Source organism: Leuconostoc palmae (assembly GCF_019656075.1).
Lineage (GTDB): Bacteria > Bacillota > Bacilli > Lactobacillales > Lactobacillaceae > Leuconostoc > Leuconostoc palmae.
The window spans coordinates 1-17,163 of sequence record NZ_BPKZ01000001.1; the positions used below are offsets into that span (position 1 = coordinate 1).

Below are 17,163 nucleotides of genomic sequence, written 5' to 3' on the forward strand. Positions count from 1 at the left end.
CTTATTTTAACAAGGGAGCCGACTCTGTGGTACGCTTCCCTGTTTAAACTATGGGCGGGGATGACTAACAGCAAATACCACGTGCAGAACCACGTTAAAAGCATTAGGGAGAGACACTATGATTACCATGTCACAGTCGTTTAAAAATTTTTGGAAGAACTATTTTAATTTCACGGGCACTGCAACTCGTGCAGAATATTGGTGGATGGCTCTTTGGTCAATTATTATTAGCATTGTTTGGTTCATCGCAACAATAATAATCACTGTATTTTCTATCGCTAGCCAAGGTCATACAAATATAGAATTCAATACATTTACTGAATTCATCCGCCATATTCCAGTTGTTTTAATAGTATGGTGTTTGCTATCTTTGCTTATATTACTAGCGTTTGTTATCCCGACGTTATCTCTTTCAGTAAGACGTTATCGTGATAGCGGTTTAAACGAAGTATCAGTGTGGATACTATTTGCATTATCATTACTTTCAGGATGGGGTACACCATCAAATGATTCTTCAAATACTTTCTTTTCTATTTCATTTTCAATTATGGGAATCGTATCTATAATTGAACTTATCATCACTGTATTACCAACTAGTCAACTTGCGAACAAAAAAGTTATCGGTAAAAACAAGTAATATCAAAACAGCTAACTACAAGTTGGCTGTTTTTTAATGCGAAAAAATGTAGTATTTGGTGGGACTTTTTACTCATTGAGGAAAAAACTCCAAAAAGTACGCGAAGGTCGTAACACTAAACGTAACCTTTTTTGTAACAAGGTTTGTAACGCCTTGCGTAGTTATTTATAGCAATGGTTACACGCTTATGTATGTAAGTATTTTTTGGTATTTACATGCTAGTAAATGCTAGTATGAATGTTGGAAAATGTTGGAGTTGCATGCTGACATTTGCTAACATTTTTGTAACCTTTAATGCTTGCTTTTGCTTGCATATTTGTACCATTGGATATTGTCAATTCATCCCCATATATAATAAAAAACCACGTTCTAGGTTTAATCTATGTCGTGGTTTTTTATTATTAACTTTTTTTGTGCGTGGCTAACAGTAGATACATAACAGCCAATGTGGTAACTAAAGAAACAAAATATGTAATATCAACATTCCTCTTAACTAAGAGCCATAATATAAATACAGAAACATATAACAAGTAATCCCACCAAGCTAGTTTTACATTGCTATACTTATGATTTTTATAAATCAACAAAGCACCAACTAAAATCAATATTACAACAACTAGCCAATAGATAATATTCAACATCATAATACTTTCTTACTCACAATTTTATTCTTAATACAGTATACATTAAAATTTACCTCTACTGAATGCTGTGAGAGCCATTTTAAGCGTTGTTAATTGTTTTAGTATAAATATACCCGTTTATATATTAAACTCTATACTTAACCCAGCGTGCGTTGAATATCAGCAAATATACTATACAGACGTGTTCGGGTGAGAGTGCTGTTTTGAAGAATATATAAAAACCCACACTTTATATACGGTGTGGGTTTTTGTTTACTTATCTTTTTGTACAATATCTTTTGTTGCTTTAATCTGTTTATCTTTCCATTCAACAACACCTTTGATAACAAGTTTTTCTATCGAGCAAATATAGTGATTAATAAATTCATAGTCCGGTTGCTTGTCAGATTTAACAGGAAGTTTGATAGTAAAGTTTAATGTTTTTGAACTCCGTAGTTTATGACCATAATCATACTTACCAGCTAATGCTTTACCAATCGCGGTTCCAAAATAGAGCATAGTGAATTTTGATAATTCATTCTTTTCATTCCAATAAGCGCCAGTATCATCTCCCATACCATATATGTAGTTTCTATAGAATACCGAACCAAAAATATCAATGGTTAAACTGTTTTTCGGAAAAATCCGTGTATCATTACCAATATTGCCGACAATTCCACTATTAGTTGTACCTGACATGACGAATGGGAGATTGCCAGCAATTTGGTCATCTTTTTTCAGGCGACGACCCTGCACGATATGGTCGAATAAGTCTTTGTAGGCAAAATCGCGAAACTCAATATTGTTATTTCGAAAATCAGCAAGTACTTTTTCTTCCTCAGCATTCAATACATAATCATCTAATCCTGTAGCGACTAAGTAAGCTTCAAGCTCCTTGATGCGTTCAGCTTCAAGCTCCTTGATGTAGGCTTCCATGTAGTCAAAAGCAATCATCCCGTTTGAACTAAATGGTAGATCGATATCCAACTTTTTTAATTTGGCAACTGAAACAGGATTATTATAACCAAAGGGTCCCATTTTTTTATTAATTGCGCTTGCTAAATATAATCCTTGACTATCAGTAATTTGAAAATCACTTTCCAAAACTAATACACCATCAGTAGTCATAAACGTCTCAGGTTGATAGTAAACCCAGCCAGTTTGCCTACCAATAATAATTGATTGCGCTTTAAAGATTCGGTTCTCGCCTAGTTCAAAGTTTCCTGAATAACCGTTATCTACATTTTTTTGAACAATTAGATTTACTCCATTTTTGGATGGGACTAAATCTTTCTGCCGAGATATGTTTCCACGACCAATTTTATTAAATATCTGTTTCAATAGAATCTTCTTAATCTCAATATCAGGATACTTAGCCCTAACTCTTTTCTCAACATCCGAATTAGGGCTACTTAAAAATCCTGATTTTCTCCTTTAAGAATTTGTGACACTTCCCAACTCAAATAGTCACTAACCGTTTTCTTAAAATCTGCTTCTATTGGTGTAGTATCAATCTTCTTGCTGTAATTCCAATCTTTCCCGCTGTTTGGGTCGATAGTGCCTTTGTAATAGTTATCGTTTTCTATAAAGTAATTGGTTTTCTTAGCTTTATCTAAAATAATGTCAATGACTTCTTGATAATGTCCCTTGGCATCATTTGAATTGAACAGGTTATTTTTTGCTTTTTTGCGATTAGTACGTGTATAGCCGTCTTCACGTAGGTCAACAAAATAAACATTGTCATCAGCCTTATGTGGTTTTCCTACTTCAAATAAGTAAATAGATGTTTGTACACTGGCTTTAAATAAATCAATCGGCATTTTTATACTAGCTTTTAATCGATTGTTTTTTAAAATCCGTTTGTTAATTTCTGTGGCTTTACCACTACCTGCACTATCTTGTATAATGACAGCACCATAACCCTTACATTGCTTTTCAAAAGCCTTCTCAACGAATATCATGCCATTACCCTCAGCTGAGTATGGCGGGTTTAATAAGAATACATCAGCAGGGAAAGGGTCCTCATTGTAAGCATATTTACCTTCATAATGAGTCAAAGAGTTGTCATTAACAATATTTGATGAACCATCCCCCATGAGTATCATGTTCAATACGGCTAACATATAAACATTTGATAATAATTCTACACCAAGTAGTTGTTTTGTTTTAATACTTTCAATTTTTTCATATTGCTTGGTTAAATTATTGGCATAATGAGTCTGTGCGTCCTGTATCATCAAGTTCATAGCACTAATTAAAAAGCCTCCTGATCCAAGCGCCCAATCCCACACATAACTATCCTGATTAGTTTGTGTCAATTCTGCCATAAAATTAGTGATATATCTTGGTGTTAATACAACATCATTAGCGCCCCCATCAGGTACATCTACCCAAGCATTCATGACGTTAAATAATTTACCCGTAAAGTCGTTAATACCTGTCACATCATAGATTGGTATTAGTTTTTCATATATTTCTTGATAAATCGTTTTAATAGGTGTTTGCGTTTCTTTAGCTGTTTTATGATTTAAGTTGTTGTCGACAAAATTACTACGTAACACATTCAAAATTTGTCTTTGCTTTGGCTCAGGTAACTGTCTGTTTTTCAAAAAATTCTTAATTTTGTTAATGATTTTTTCGCCATCAGTGTTGCCATCCTCTGCTGAACCTAAAAGGTCTGATGGCTTTAATCTGGAAACTATCCAATCACCTTCAATGTTTTTAACACCGACCGCTGCCATTAATGATCCCGCTACAATGTTAATTCTTTGACTAGGTATGATTTGGTGTTCATCGTGAATTTTTTGGTTTAATTCTTGTAATACAGCCTCAATCTTTGCATCATCACGTATTGCTCTTTGTTCTAATTCTTTAGGGTCTGTTTGAACATCGGCTATTTTGTTAAACAATCGTGTTTTCTGTTGCTCACTGTTTTTTAAAAAATCAAAGTCGGGATAAGTTCCTAAATCAATCGGTAATTCCGAATCACTTTTGTTTAACACATAAGCATGTATTTCATATTGGATTTCTCCACTACTATCCTCACTACCGTTAACCCCTACCGCTATAGCTTCTTGATAGTTGGTATCTTTCACAACGTTCATCGCATAATAAGACGCACCGTTAACAGCATATTTTGGAATAGCTAGTTTAAAATCAAACTCGCCATAATCTGTGCGCAATACAACCAAACCTTGCTTATCAAGTTTTTCAAGTTTACCCTTAGAGCCCTTATATTCAATAAATACCGGAATTGTTTTATCTCCATCAGAAACAATAACAGTATAATCTGGTCTACCACCACCAGTACCACCCGATTTTGAAGGATTGTTTTTAAGTGATTCATCAATAACTTTATCAGCAGTTTCATTCTCGGAAGCAATGATTTGCCAACCTAATTGACGAATTTTATCATCTGCCCATTGCTTAACACTTGTTTCTATACTAGCAACCATAATATTTACCATCCATATTTTTACATAACTTCTTCTATAATCACATATTTTTAGATATAACGGTTATTTTTATAAAAAAATTATGTCTTATTTAATTATTGTATATGTCTTACTTATTTTGCTTATTTTAGCGCTGTGACAGCCGTTTTAAGCGTTATTAATTGTTTTAGTATAAATGTACCCGTCTATATATTAAACTCTATATTTAACCTAGCGTGCGTTGAATATCAGCAAATATACCATACAGACGTGTTCGGGGATGAAACTTATTAAATGTATTACGATTCAATATGAACAACCGTAGTTTTACCTACACTGCTCGCTGTCAATCTGATTGACCTCGCTATCAATTATATTGATAACGGATTTCGTTATCGTTTCAAACGATAGCGAGTAGTTTGCTAATCAGGTTAGCTAAATACAAAATACCCCCGCCCTTGTTCGTCAAATTAAAGAGCGCTCACATATCGTCGTCTCATAAAAATGTTGAATTTTGAAAACTTTTTTATAGGGGGGCTATGCCACAAACGTTGATATAATAGCGTTTATAAAATCTACTATGAAATACAGAAATGCCTTTATATCAACGTTTACAGCTTACTTATTTCTAAAACGGGCACAGTTTGACACTACAGCCACAAGGGTTTAAGACACTTTACACGCAAACTACCGTAAAAAGTACCCCTTATTCCTACCCTACTTTTACAACTATGTGCGTCATCCTCTAAACAAAAAGTTATATCAAAATCAATAATTTAGTGGTATGTTTGTGCTACCCTTAAACGCCTATTTTTGATTAGAAATACAGTTATATCAACATTCTATATTCAAAAAATGACCCTATAAAAAGTTTTGATTTCTGCATTCGTAAGACTTCAGGACGCCACCTTGTGACGCTCCCTCCCACAGCATAGGGGCGGGGGGGTTTTTATTGTAAACAAAAAAGCACTACGCTTGTAATGCTTACTGTGTAGCTATAACATTGCGTGATAGCGATTTCCTTGTCGTTCACGACGATCACGAACTATGCTATGCGTATAAACGTTGTTTTGGGCGTTCTATCTTGCTGACTAATGCGTTTAATTCTTTGTTTAAAGCCATAACCAGTCGGTGCTACAACATTGTAAAACTCTATAAACGGCTTATTATCTCTATACTTAGCTACATACATATTCTTTAACTCTGGCGTTAGTTATTTACAGAACTCATCCAGTACTCGCTTAATCTCTTGAACAAATACCATGTTCTCATGTCTATATTTATTGGCACGCTCTGAGTCCTGTTCTATTAACTCACATTCTAAATCTGTCATCCCCCTAAAATAGCTTTTTAATATTTCACGATTAGTCCATGTGGTCGCCATATACGCTCCTATTTATCTTTTATGTATATATGCAATTATAACAACTATTTATGCGTATATTAACTGTTAATATGCAATTAATACAGAGATATGACTTTATGTACTGTTTTTGTACCTTTTCTCCAAATAAAAAACGGCTTAAATGCCGTTACACTGCCTACTTGCCTATTTAAAATGTTTCCCTAAAAGTTTCCCATTTTGTGTGAAATGCTATGAAATACAGTGCAACGTTTTTCATAAGAAAAGGCGCTACATCAAGGCTTTTAAGACCTTATGCAACACCTTGAAATACTTAATAGCGCTAGAGGGAGTCGAACCCTCGATTTCGGCCTGAGAAGCCGACGTCTTAACCACTTGACCATAGCGCCATAACAAGATATAAGTATACAGAAAAAAATACTTTTCGTCAACAAATAAAATAATAAGTAATCTATTTAATATTAGTAAAACGACCAACATCAATCATATAATGTTGGTCGTTTTATTAAAAAACTGTAGTGGTTTAATGTAAAATCTGTTCTACTTCTACCTTAATTTCATCCCCACTCATTGTTTTAAAGGCATTCATGTGCTTCAAAGTTGATAAGGTATCCTTATGGCTTTCATTCATATAATGATTCCATAAGACATCACGTAATGGGGTTTTGTCCTCACTCCAATCAAACACTTCATTCATCGGAAGATCTAACATTTGATATTTTTCATCTGCCATTTTTGTGGCCCCCTTTTTTCTTACACCTCTGTTATAGTTCTTTTCGTTAAAAATTACAATCATCAATGAGATTAAAGTGGTAATTTTACTTTTATTGTACAGCCTGCTATACTTAATTTTGTAAAGTAAACTATACTTTATGATGATAAAATCGAGGTATATTTATGAAAACGCGGATTCAAGAACTTCGAAAAGCGCGTCACATGACTCAGGCTGATTTAGCTAAAGCATTAAAAGTCACCAGGCAAACAATTATTTCTTTAGAAAAAGAAAAATATAATGCTTCATTATTTTTAGCTTATGACATTGCACATTTTTTTGGTTTGTCAATTGAAGAAGTTTTTATTTTTGATAAAGGAGTAATACATGAGACAAAAAATCCTCACCAAGATTACACCGAAAATGCCTGATTAGCCTTATCAAGAAATAATTCTTGAGATATTATTTATCGTATGCGATATTTTAATGATTATTAGTAAAAATATCATGACGCATTACTTTGTTGGTTCTAATTTAATCTTTCTATCCAATACATTAAGAGCCACTCTGCGCTTGTTACTCAAAAAATTACTATAAGGAGACTAAAATGATTCAACTCACTAACCTTAACAAAACATTTGGTGATAAAATTGCCGTTAACAATTTAAATATGACATTAGAACCAGGTAAAGTCATGGGGTTAATTGGCCAAAATGGCGCTGGTAAAACCACAACTTTTCGGATGATTTTAAACTTTATTGCACCAACATCTGGATCTATTACATGGAATGGTCATCCCATTACACAAAACGACAAACAAAAGATTGGTTTTTTACCAGAAGAACGTGGTCTCTATCAAAAATTAACCATTGAAGAACAAATTTTATATTTTGCTGAATTGCATGGTATGTCTCGTAGCAACGCTAAAAGTGCTTTGACTGATTGGTTAAAGAGACTAGATGTTGTGGGTAAAGCTACAGATAAAGTGCAATCTTTATCCAAGGGTAATGCTCAAAAAGTTCAAATGATTGCATCACTGATTTTTAATCCCGAATTTATTATTCTAGACGAACCTTTTTCTGGTTTGGATCCAGTGAATACCAGTGTGATAATGTCAGAAATTACGCGTATGCGTGATCAAGGTGCAATGATTATTTTCTCAAGTCACGATATGAATAATGTCACTAAGATTTCTGATAATTTGACAATGCTAAAACAAGGTCAGGTTGTACTACAAGGTGGGGTTCAAGAAATCAGAGAGCAATTTGGTCGCACAAAAGTCTACGTTGAAGGTCCCTTCTCGTTGAATGAGTTAGCACATTTAGAGGGCGTACTCAATGTGAATGTCCAAGGTGCTGGATTTAATTTAACAATAGCAGATGACAAAACTGGTCATGCAATATTCAAATACGTGACACGAAATGGCTACATTCCTGCTTTTTCACAGCAACCACCCACACTCGATGATATTTTCCGACAGGAGGTCGCCCATAATGTCTAAACAACTCATAATTGTCATCAAACAAACTTATCGCTCACATTTTAAATCACGAGGCTATTGGTTACTCGTTTTATCCCCACTCATTATCTCTATGGTCATTGGTTCTGTGACTTATGGTATCTCAAAAATGCAAGGCAATACAACACCAACAATAGCCATCGTTGGTGACCCATCTGTTCGTACTATTTTAAAACAGCAAGAAAAAGCATTAGATCTACATGTTTCTAAAATAACAGAAGCAAAAGAAGCAAATCAAAAACTGTCAAATCATGACTTAGATGGTGTTTTATTAATTCAAAACAATTCATCAACGTTGACAACTCAACCTAAAAGCAACACGATAAATAAAACAGCACTTTCGGCTATTTTAGGTGATTTATATCGAAGTCAAAAGGCTAGTGGCTATGGTTTAACTGCTGAACAAACTCAGACACTCATCAAGCCTTATAATTTAAAAACAGTGGTTAAACAATCAGCAAATAAATCGACAGATGGTGATAATTCAAGTATGTCCAATTATGGTATTGCTGTAGCCATTGGTGTGATTACAACGATGATTGTGATGTGGTATGCTTCAATGATTGCAACTGAAATCGCTAACGAAAAATCTTCCCGTATCATGGAAACATTATTGGCTGCTACCTCATCAAATATTCAATATTTTGGAAAAATAATTGGTATTTTTGCACTAACTCTGACACACATTGGTTTATACGTTGTTGTTGCAAGCATCACTTATTTTAGTTTTAAAACCAATGCTATTGTGATTAGTTTATCTAAAAATTTCTCAGGTTTAACTTTAAGTTTCAGTATTTATGCAGTTAGTTTTATATTAATTGCAGTAGCTTTGTATCTCGTTTTGACAGCACTCATTGCATCATTAATTAATGATAATTCTCAAGTACAACAAGCTGTACAACCAATTACATTTCTTGCTATGGTAGGCTACTTATTTAGTTTTATTATGACTAGCATGCCTAATAACTTAGCAATTAAGATGTTAAGCTATGTGCCATTCATTTCACAGAGTATGATGCCGGTACGACTTGTTACAAAAGTTGAAACATGGCCATCAGCCATCATTTCACTATTAATTTCAGTATTTACCTTAATTTTACTAGCTTGGTTTGGTAAAAGGATATATGCCAAAAATGTTTTGTCATACAGTGATGATAAAATTCTATCTCAGTTTGTTAAAAATATTAAAAACAAGAACTAATTCATAAAGGTCCCTATAATTATGACAGATACACCGCTTTTCTTAACTAACTCAAAATGGTATCACTACGAAGAAAGACAAAACAAAGATGGTGTTTATTTTCAGAGATTTGAACTGACTAATAAAGCGCCGAAAGCTGCAATTGATAGTTTTAAAACAACGATGATTATGATTGGCCCCGATTGCAAAATAGACCCAAATAACTTAAACCGCTTTCAACAAGCATTAGGGTTTGCTGCACGACAACATTTTTTCAGTGAACAACATGGATTAAGCAATAATGATTTATCAAAAGAACTGGTATTTATCAGTTATGCCATTCGTTCTTATCAACTGTTAGATGATAATTTGTCAGCACCTAACACATTAATTTTCAAAAAACGCATTGCTACCTTATATCGTAAATTTTTAAAAGAACATAAAACACGTATAAACGATGAAGCACTTAATCAATGGATTGTTGAACAAGATAACAAAATATCATAAAAAAAACGATGAATTTATCATCGTTTTTTTATTCATACCAACTATTTGCTAACTTCTGATGTGACTTTAACCAGTCGTTAGCAGCATCTTCAGGTGACTTACCATTTTGAATAGCAAACATAACACTTTCCATGTCATCTTTGCTCCAATGGAAGTTTGCCAAAATCTTTGAAAGCTTTGGATCATCTGATTTCAAACCTTTTCGAGCAAAAGTTTTTATATTTTCACCTTTACCCATTGTCTGTTTTGGATCTTCAAGATACTTTAAATGATACTTACTAAACATCCAATGTGGTGACCAACCTGTGACAATAATATCCTTTTTAGCTTTATAAGCCTTGTCTAAAGCAATAGCCATTGCTCCTGATGATGAGTCTTGCAACTGCCACCCATCTAAATTAGCATAACTAGCTAGCGTCTTCTTTGCTGAAGCCATCTCTCCAGCACCAGGCTCGATACCTGTCACTGTTTTATCTGCTTCATTTGTTAAATCAGCAATTGAATTGACTTTCATATAATCTGGGACAACCAGTCCTGTCTTTGCACCAGTTAAATTTGTACCTAAAATATCTACATCATTTTTAAACTTGTCATATAACACTTTGTGAGTATAGGGTAACCAAGCACTAACCGAAGCATCTACTTGTCCCTTAGCAATAGATTGCCACAAAACAGCAACATCAAGTGGGGTCATAGTAACATTGTATCCATGCTGTTTTAAAGATTGTGCTAGAACGTTTGTTGAGGCAACTTCAGAATCCCATTCAACATACCCTAAATTTATACGTTGCCCTGAGTCTTTTTTAGTCGTAACAGCATTGACGATACCACCACCAATCATAACAATCACTGTCGCCATAATGGTCCAACGTTTCCAAGGTTTCGTTTTTGTTTTCTGTCCTGGCTTAGTATTTAACTTTTGCGTAAAACGATCAATAATAATCGCTAAAATGACTAATCCTAATCCGTTAACAAAACCTGAACCAATATTAGCGTGTTGCACGGCTGAAAGTACACCACGTCCAAGTCCCGGTGCGCCAATCATCGATGCAGTTACGACCATTGATAATGCCAACATTATGGTTTGGTTAGCACCAGCCAAAATAGTATTTCTAGCATTAGGCAGTTCCAGTTTGATTAATTTTTGCCAGGTTGTTGACCCAAATGAGTCTGCAGCCTCAACTAGCGCTACAGGTACTTGACGAATACCCAAATCTGTCATGCGTACCATAGGCGGTAAAGCAAATATAATTGAGGCAAATACCCCTGGTACCACACCGATACCAAAGAATGCAACTGCCGGAATTAAATAAACGAATCCAGGCATGGTTTGCATAAAGTCCAAAATGGGTTTAACTACCGCAGCTGTTTTGGGTGACTTAGCAGTGATAATCCCTAAAGGTATACCGATAATTAATGAGATAACTGACGCCATGATAACTAATGTCAGTGTATTCATCAAATCATCCCATAAATTTTGGTTAGCAATTAAAACCAGTCCAATGAACGTAAATATTGGGAAACCATACTTTTTAGGGGTTGTTAACACAGCAATCAACGTGATACCCAAAATCATTAAAGGCATTGGAATAGCAACTAACCCATTTGTTATCCCGTCCATTACTGACTGCCCAATATGTTGAATTAAACTAAATAGTCCAGACAAGTTGTTTGTGAGCCAATTAACTACCTTTGTTACAATATCTTCTAATGGTAATTTGGGTATATTAAGCATTTTCAACCTCTCCTTCCGTATCTGCCAATGCCTCAATTACTGCACCACGAATAATAACACCTCGAACACGATTGTTATTATCAGTCACAGCAACTGGTGTTTGAGAATCATAAATAATTGGCATAATATCAGCAATTAGTGTATCTAGTGACACAGTTGGCATTTCTGCTACAACATCAGACAAAGGCTTATGTTCACGTCGTGCAGTAACAGCAGCATCAGATGATAAATAGCCTAAAAGTTGACGACTACGGTCAACTGCCACTAAACCAGAAACCTCTTCATCAGACATCTTGCGCAAAGCAACTGTTGGACCGTCTGCAGATACATTAGTTGTTAATGCGGGAATCATAATACTTTCGGCAGTCAACACTTTCGTACGATCAACACCACCGATAAATGTTTCAACATAGTCATTTGCTGGATTGGTTAAAATTTCTTCACCAGTCCCAACCTGTTGAAGTTGACCATCTTTCATGATTGCAATATGATCACCTATATGTAACGCTTCATTTAAATCATGAGTAATAAATATAATTGTTTTTTTAACATTAGCCTGCAGTTCTAGTAATTCTTCTTGCATTTCACCACGAACTAACGGATCTAGTGCAGAAAACGCTTCATCCATCAATAAAATATCAGGATCATTAGTTAATGCACGAGCTAATCCTACACGTTGTTGCATACCACCAGATAATTGACTTGGATATTGATCTTTGAAACTTAGAAGCTTTGCATTATCTAATGCTTTTTCAGCACGTTTACGACGTTCAGCCTTATCAACACCTTGTATTTCTAGACCATACTCCGTATTTTCTAACAATGTTCTATGTGGAAAAAGTCCAAAATTTTGAAATACCATGCTCATTTTTTTACGTCGAATATCCAGCATTTGTTTTTTTGTCAAATGTGTAATTTCTTCACCGTCGATAAACAATTGACCATCAGTCGGTTCAATTAAACGATTTAATAATCTAATAAGTGTTGATTTTCCGGAACCTGATAGACCCATAATAACGAAGATTTCGCCTTCATCAATAGTCATATTAATGTCATAGACACCTACAGTACTTCCAGTTTTTTCAACAATTTCATTTTTACTTTTGTTTTGTTTCACCATTTTTAGCGCTGTTTTAGGGCGCTTTCCAAATATTTTTGTGAGATGCTTAATCTCTACCTTAGCCATGAAATCCTCCACTTCGTTTAAAATAGGTTATAAAATAGACTAAACTTGAATTATTCCCTACTTCCCATTGACTCTGTTTACGATTTATTTTATACTTCAAAGTGACCACTTGTTATAAAAAACAAATTGCCTCTTAAGTGGTGTCTTATATTTTTTCACAAGTTGTCACTTTTGTCAAATCGTCATATTGATGGAGAAAATTTATGAAGACAATTAGAGAACCGCGATATCGAAAAATTGCTTACGATATCGCTCAAAAAATTGCTGATAATGATTATGCTGTGGGTACCAAACTCCATGCAAGATCAACGTTATCAGTTGCTTTTGGAGTTTCATCAGAAACTGCAAGAAAGGCTGTAAGTTTACTGGCTGACTTAGAAATCGTAAAACTAGTGCATGGTAGTGGTGTCGAGGTATTGTCACGAGAAAAAGCCAAAAACTTTTTAAGCCAATCAGAAAAAAGTTCTAACATTAAAACTATCCATGCCCAAATAAACGACACGCTACAGCATCAAAAAGAAGATATGAAAACATTAGAAAATGCATTATCTTTATTATTTGATCAGACCCAAAGAATTCAAACGCACAGCCCACTAAGTCCATATGAACTTCAATTGACAAAAGAAAGCGACAAATTTGGACAATCTATAGGTAACTTAAACTTGTGGCAGTCAACTGGTGGCACGATTGTTGCCATCTTACATAATGAAGAACTCGTTGTTTCACCAGGCCCCTACGCGGTGATTGAGCAAGGCGATACCTTATACTTTGTTGGTAACGAAACAGTTGTTCAAATGATCGAAAATTTTTTTTACGAAACTTAAAGCTGATTACAAAAGTAGTCAGTTTTTTTTATTGACAAGTTTCTCAAAGGATCGTAAACTTATTCAAGTAAAAAAGTTTACAAAAGGAAGAATTATGAAAACTCAAAAATTAACTGTCTCTGTTGCGGTAATTGCTATCATCATCGTTATGGCATATATACCATCTATTCCAGTGGGTATTGTCCCTATTGTCGTTCAAAATATGGGAATAATGTTAGCCGGTGCGCTATTAGGTGGTCGTAATGGCTTTGTAGCTATTGTCGTCTGGTTATTAATGGCGGCAGTCGGTCTACCAGTTTTGGTCGGTGGCGCTGGTGGTTTTGCACACTTTTTCGGTGCGACTGCCGGTTATCTATGGTCATATCCATTCGCAGCCTTATTTATCGGTCTAACAGTTCAATATCTTGATCGTAATCATTATCTTAATTTCGTCACACTATTGTTAACAATTATTCTTTTCGGTGTGATATTGATTGATGTTTCTGGCGCCTTTGGTTTGCATATTGTTACCCACATGCCTTTATCAAAAGCATTACTCATGCAATTAACTTTTATCCCTGGTGATATTGTTAAGACAATCTTAGCAACTATTATTACATTGGCACTACGCAAGCGTTTTAGTATTGTTCACAATGCCTAAAATTAATGGTATTAATGTAGATGATTTTGGTCGATGCTCTCACTGGCATCAAGAGTTTGATGTTATTGCTAATAAATGTAATCAGTGCCAACATTATTTTGCTTGCTATCTATGTCATAACAGTACATGTGATCATGAATTTGTACCTGCACCTCACTCAAATATTAGTGTCATGTGTGGTGTATGTCACTTAGAGATGTCCGGTAGCACTTACCAAACACTATCACAATGCCCTAATTGTCAACATGCATTTAATCCGCGGTGTCATTTACATCAAGATATCTATTTCTGCTAAAATAAAAGCATGACAACAACAGCAGAAAAACTTCTAAATATTTTTATTTCCAATGAAAATCAGTGGGTGTCAGGTGAATCTTTAGCTCACGAATTGTCTGTCACACGAGCAGCTGTTTGGAAAGCCATTAATAAATTAAGCGATCTTGGTTTTAAAATAGAAAGTCAACGTGGTCTTGGTTATCGTTACACCGCAAATGAAAAAATGAGTGTTAAAGGTATCCAGCATTTATTAACATCCCCTTTATCTATTCGTGTTTTTGACACACTAGAATCAACTAATAAACAAGGTAAAATAGGATTAGTATCTGGTGATATTACTGAGCCAACAGTCATTATTTCAAATATTCAGACACATGGGGTGGGTCACTTAGGTCGTACATTCTTTTCTCCAAGCCAAACTGGTTTATACATGAGCATCGCACTGCCAGTTAGTGTTCAAACCCAAGTAATGCCGAATTTACTGACACTTGGTACAGCTATTTCGGTTGCTAAAAGCATCCATAATTTATTTGGTAAAACAATTCAATTTAAATGGATGAATAACTTATGTTTAGAAAACAAAAAAATTGGTGGTATTTTAACTGAAGGTATGATTAGTTTTGAAACAAATACTTATTCTGGTATTGTGGTCGGCATAGGTTTAAATTTAGTCCCAACTCATGAAATATCGTCAACAAAAATTAACGCCATTACGGATAAACTCACAATATCTCGTAATCAGATTGCTGCTACTATCATCCAAGATTTTTTCGATATGTATAATGATTATAAGACAGGCTACTTTTTAACGGATTATCGGCAAAAACTGATTGGCTTAGGTCAGTTCGTTTCTATTCAAACACCAACTGGTGAAATTAGTGGTACACTTTCAACAGTCACTAATGAAGGTACCCTTATATTAGAAACAAAAGATGGCACAATCACCTTTAATAACGGCGAAATGCTTTAAAAAAAACTCAGATGAATTCATCTGAGTTTTTTTAATAGTTTTCAGCTAAAGTTACTGTGTTTTCTAGTAATGTTGCAATTGTCATTGGCCCAACACCACCAGGAACCGGTGTAATGAAGCTCGCAATCTCTTGTACTGATTCAAAATCAACATCACCAACTGCTTTTCCATCAACATAATTCATACCAACATCAACAACGACAGCACCTTGCTTAAGATCTGAACCTTGAATAAAGTTTGGAATACCAACACCGACAACGACAATGTCAGCATTTTTAAGATATGCTTTTAAATTTTCTGCCGGTGTATATCGGTGTGCTAAAGTTACTGTTGCATCTGCGTTGTTTAATAGCGCAAACATTGGACGTCCAAATAGTTGAGAGCGCCCAACAACTACAGCTTGTTTCCCATAAGTTTCAATATTGTAATGTTTTAACAACGTCATCACGCCTTGTGGTGTTGCAGCTACTGTATACTCTTCTAATGCATCTGCAAAAAGCATCCCTTGTACTGTAGCGCCTAAACCATCTGCGTCTTTATGTGGTGCGACTGCAGAAAAAATTTGACGTTCTTTAACACCTTTTGCCAAGGGGCTTTGAACTAAAATGCCAGTAATCGACTCATCATTATTTAATTCTTCTACTATTTTGAGGACGCTCTCTGTTGTTGCGTTTTTATCCGTTGGGATGTCTTTTGTCTGAATACCTAATGCAGCAGCCTTTTTGGACTTCATACCCACATATAAACGACTACCATCATTTTCTGGATCATAAATGACAGCTAATGTCACCGGTTTCTCTAATTTCGCCACGCGTTCAGCAGTTTTTTCATTAGTTAGTTTAGCAACTGCTGCACCATCAAGTAATTCAGTCATCAAAAGCTCCTTGTGTGTTCATAGTTATGTGTCTGTGTTATATTTTTCTTAGTAATAATTTTATTGGAGTCTAAATATGTCAGAAAACCGTATCAGTTGGGATCAATATTTTATCGCTCAAGCTGCTATCCTATCAACCCGTTCAACATGCACACGTTTACATGTGGGGGCAATTATTGTGCAAAATAATCGCATCATTGCTAGCGGATATAATGGGTCCGTTTCAGGCACCCCTCATTGTACCGAAGTTGGTGACTTAATTGTCGATGGTCACTGTGTACGTGCTGTACATGCTGAACAAAATGCTCTTATGCAAGCTGCCCAAATGGGTATTCGTGTTGATGGATCAGAGGTTTATGTTACGGACGTACCATGTGTCCATTGCACCAAGCTGCTATTACAAGCTGGCATTAAGAAAATTAATTTCATGCGTAACTATCGCAATGATCCATTTGCCATGGCATTGCTTGAAGAAAAACAAGTTTTACTTCAACAAGTCCCATTTTTAGCTGAAACTGCACAACAAATTAACTGGCAACAATTTATAACAACTTAATAATATCAAAGAAAAACAAAATAAAAATAGTTCAATAACGAATTATTTTTATTTTATCACATTTAAATTGCTTGTAAAACGAATATTTTAGCAATTTATTATTATGTTACAATTGAATAGAACAAAT

Annotated in this window: 15 protein-coding genes and 1 tRNA gene; 9 read left to right on the top strand and 7 right to left on the bottom strand. The window is 34.8% G+C overall.

The genetic code is table 11. From position 1 onward, the window contains the following. Positions 1 to 118 precede the first annotated feature (118 nt). The gene (locus K5Q12_RS00005) at positions 119 to 637 is read left to right on the top strand and encodes a DUF805 domain-containing protein (RefSeq protein ID WP_220741722.1); all 519 of its coding nucleotides are present in this window, start codon (positions 119 to 121) and stop codon (positions 635 to 637) included. 896 nt (positions 638 to 1,533) lie between these two features. On the opposite strand, the gene K5Q12_RS00010 is transcribed toward K5Q12_RS00005, so the two are convergent. The 4 genes from K5Q12_RS00010 to K5Q12_RS00025 all read right to left on the bottom strand — a co-directional run bounded on the left by K5Q12_RS00010 (position 1,534) and on the right by K5Q12_RS00025 (position 6,790). Beyond that, the gene (locus K5Q12_RS00010; protein ID WP_220741723.1) at positions 1,534 to 2,601 is read right to left on the bottom strand and encodes a restriction endonuclease subunit S; all 1,068 of its coding nucleotides are present in this window, start codon (positions 2,599 to 2,601) and stop codon (positions 1,534 to 1,536) included. A 71-nt stretch (positions 2,602 to 2,672) separates the two neighbouring features. Then, positions 2,673 to 4,715: an HsdM family class I SAM-dependent methyltransferase gene (locus K5Q12_RS00015; protein WP_220741724.1), complete on the bottom strand. Its 2,043-nt coding sequence runs from the start codon at positions 4,713 to 4,715 to the stop codon at positions 2,673 to 2,675. A 1,659-nt stretch (positions 4,716 to 6,374) separates the two neighbouring features. Continuing rightward, positions 6,375 to 6,446 (bottom strand) — tRNA-Glu (locus tag K5Q12_RS00020). A 134-nt stretch (positions 6,447 to 6,580) separates the two neighbouring features. Further along, entirely contained in the window at positions 6,581 to 6,790 is a 210-nt protein-coding gene (locus K5Q12_RS00025; protein ID WP_220741725.1) for a P8 family protein, read from the bottom strand. Positions 6,791 to 6,954: 164 nt separating this feature from the next. Here K5Q12_RS00025 and K5Q12_RS00030 point away from each other — a divergent pair, with 164 nt between their 5' ends. The 4 genes from K5Q12_RS00030 (at position 6,955) to K5Q12_RS00045 (ending at position 9,975) form a co-directional block, all read left to right on the top strand. After that, positions 6,955 to 7,200, top strand: coding sequence for a helix-turn-helix transcriptional regulator (locus K5Q12_RS00030; RefSeq protein WP_220741726.1), 246 nt, complete (start codon positions 6,955 to 6,957; stop codon positions 7,198 to 7,200). A gap of 176 nt (positions 7,201 to 7,376) precedes the next feature. Continuing rightward, positions 7,377 to 8,270, top strand: coding sequence for an ABC transporter ATP-binding protein (locus K5Q12_RS00035; RefSeq protein ID WP_220741727.1), 894 nt, complete (start codon positions 7,377 to 7,379; stop codon positions 8,268 to 8,270). Further along, entirely contained in the window at positions 8,263 to 9,489 is a 1,227-nt protein-coding gene (locus K5Q12_RS00040) for an ABC transporter permease (RefSeq protein ID WP_220741728.1), read from the top strand. Before K5Q12_RS00035 ends, K5Q12_RS00040 begins: the two co-directional genes overlap by 8 nt. Before the next feature lie 21 nt (positions 9,490 to 9,510). Then, positions 9,511 to 9,975: a substrate-binding protein gene (locus tag K5Q12_RS00045; protein ID WP_220741729.1), complete on the top strand. Its 465-nt coding sequence runs from the start codon at positions 9,511 to 9,513 to the stop codon at positions 9,973 to 9,975. Positions 9,976 to 10,003: 28 nt separating this feature from the next. Here K5Q12_RS00045 and K5Q12_RS00050 read toward each other — a convergent pair whose 3' ends face one another. Next, positions 10,004 to 11,710: an ABC transporter permease/substrate binding protein gene (locus tag K5Q12_RS00050; RefSeq protein ID WP_220741730.1), complete on the bottom strand. Its 1,707-nt coding sequence runs from the start codon at positions 11,708 to 11,710 to the stop codon at positions 10,004 to 10,006. After that, positions 11,703 to 12,896: a quaternary amine ABC transporter ATP-binding protein gene (locus tag K5Q12_RS00055; protein ID WP_220741731.1), complete on the bottom strand. Its 1,194-nt coding sequence runs from the start codon at positions 12,894 to 12,896 to the stop codon at positions 11,703 to 11,705. Before K5Q12_RS00055 ends, K5Q12_RS00050 begins: the two co-directional genes overlap by 8 nt. A gap of 203 nt (positions 12,897 to 13,099) precedes the next feature. Between K5Q12_RS00055 and K5Q12_RS00060 the strand changes: the two genes are divergently transcribed. The 3 genes from K5Q12_RS00060 to K5Q12_RS00070 all read left to right on the top strand — a co-directional run bounded on the left by K5Q12_RS00060 (position 13,100) and on the right by K5Q12_RS00070 (position 15,606). Further along, positions 13,100 to 13,720, top strand: coding sequence for a GntR family transcriptional regulator (locus tag K5Q12_RS00060; RefSeq protein WP_220741732.1), 621 nt, complete (start codon positions 13,100 to 13,102; stop codon positions 13,718 to 13,720). Positions 13,721 to 13,814: 94 nt separating this feature from the next. Then, positions 13,815 to 14,360 carry a biotin transporter BioY gene (locus tag K5Q12_RS00065; protein WP_220741733.1) on the top strand — a complete coding sequence of 182 codons (546 nt, stop codon included), beginning with the start codon at positions 13,815 to 13,817 and terminating at the stop codon, positions 14,358 to 14,360. A 304-nt stretch (positions 14,361 to 14,664) separates the two neighbouring features. Then, on the top strand, positions 14,665 to 15,606 hold the full coding sequence (locus tag K5Q12_RS00070) for a biotin--[acetyl-CoA-carboxylase] ligase (RefSeq protein ID WP_220741734.1): 942 nt from the start codon (positions 14,665 to 14,667) through the stop codon (positions 15,604 to 15,606). Positions 15,607 to 15,637: 31 nt separating this feature from the next. On the opposite strand, the gene K5Q12_RS00075 is transcribed toward K5Q12_RS00070, so the two are convergent. Then, a complete protein-coding gene (locus K5Q12_RS00075; RefSeq protein ID WP_220741735.1) occupies positions 15,638 to 16,480 on the bottom strand; it encodes a bifunctional 5,10-methylenetetrahydrofolate dehydrogenase/5,10-methenyltetrahydrofolate cyclohydrolase in 843 nt (280 codons plus the stop codon). A gap of 76 nt (positions 16,481 to 16,556) precedes the next feature. Here K5Q12_RS00075 and K5Q12_RS00080 point away from each other — a divergent pair, with 76 nt between their 5' ends. After that, complete coding sequence (locus tag K5Q12_RS00080) at positions 16,557 to 17,036, top strand: deaminase (protein ID WP_220741736.1); 480 nt, start codon at positions 16,557 to 16,559, stop codon at positions 17,034 to 17,036. Positions 17,037 to 17,163 lie beyond the last annotated feature (127 nt).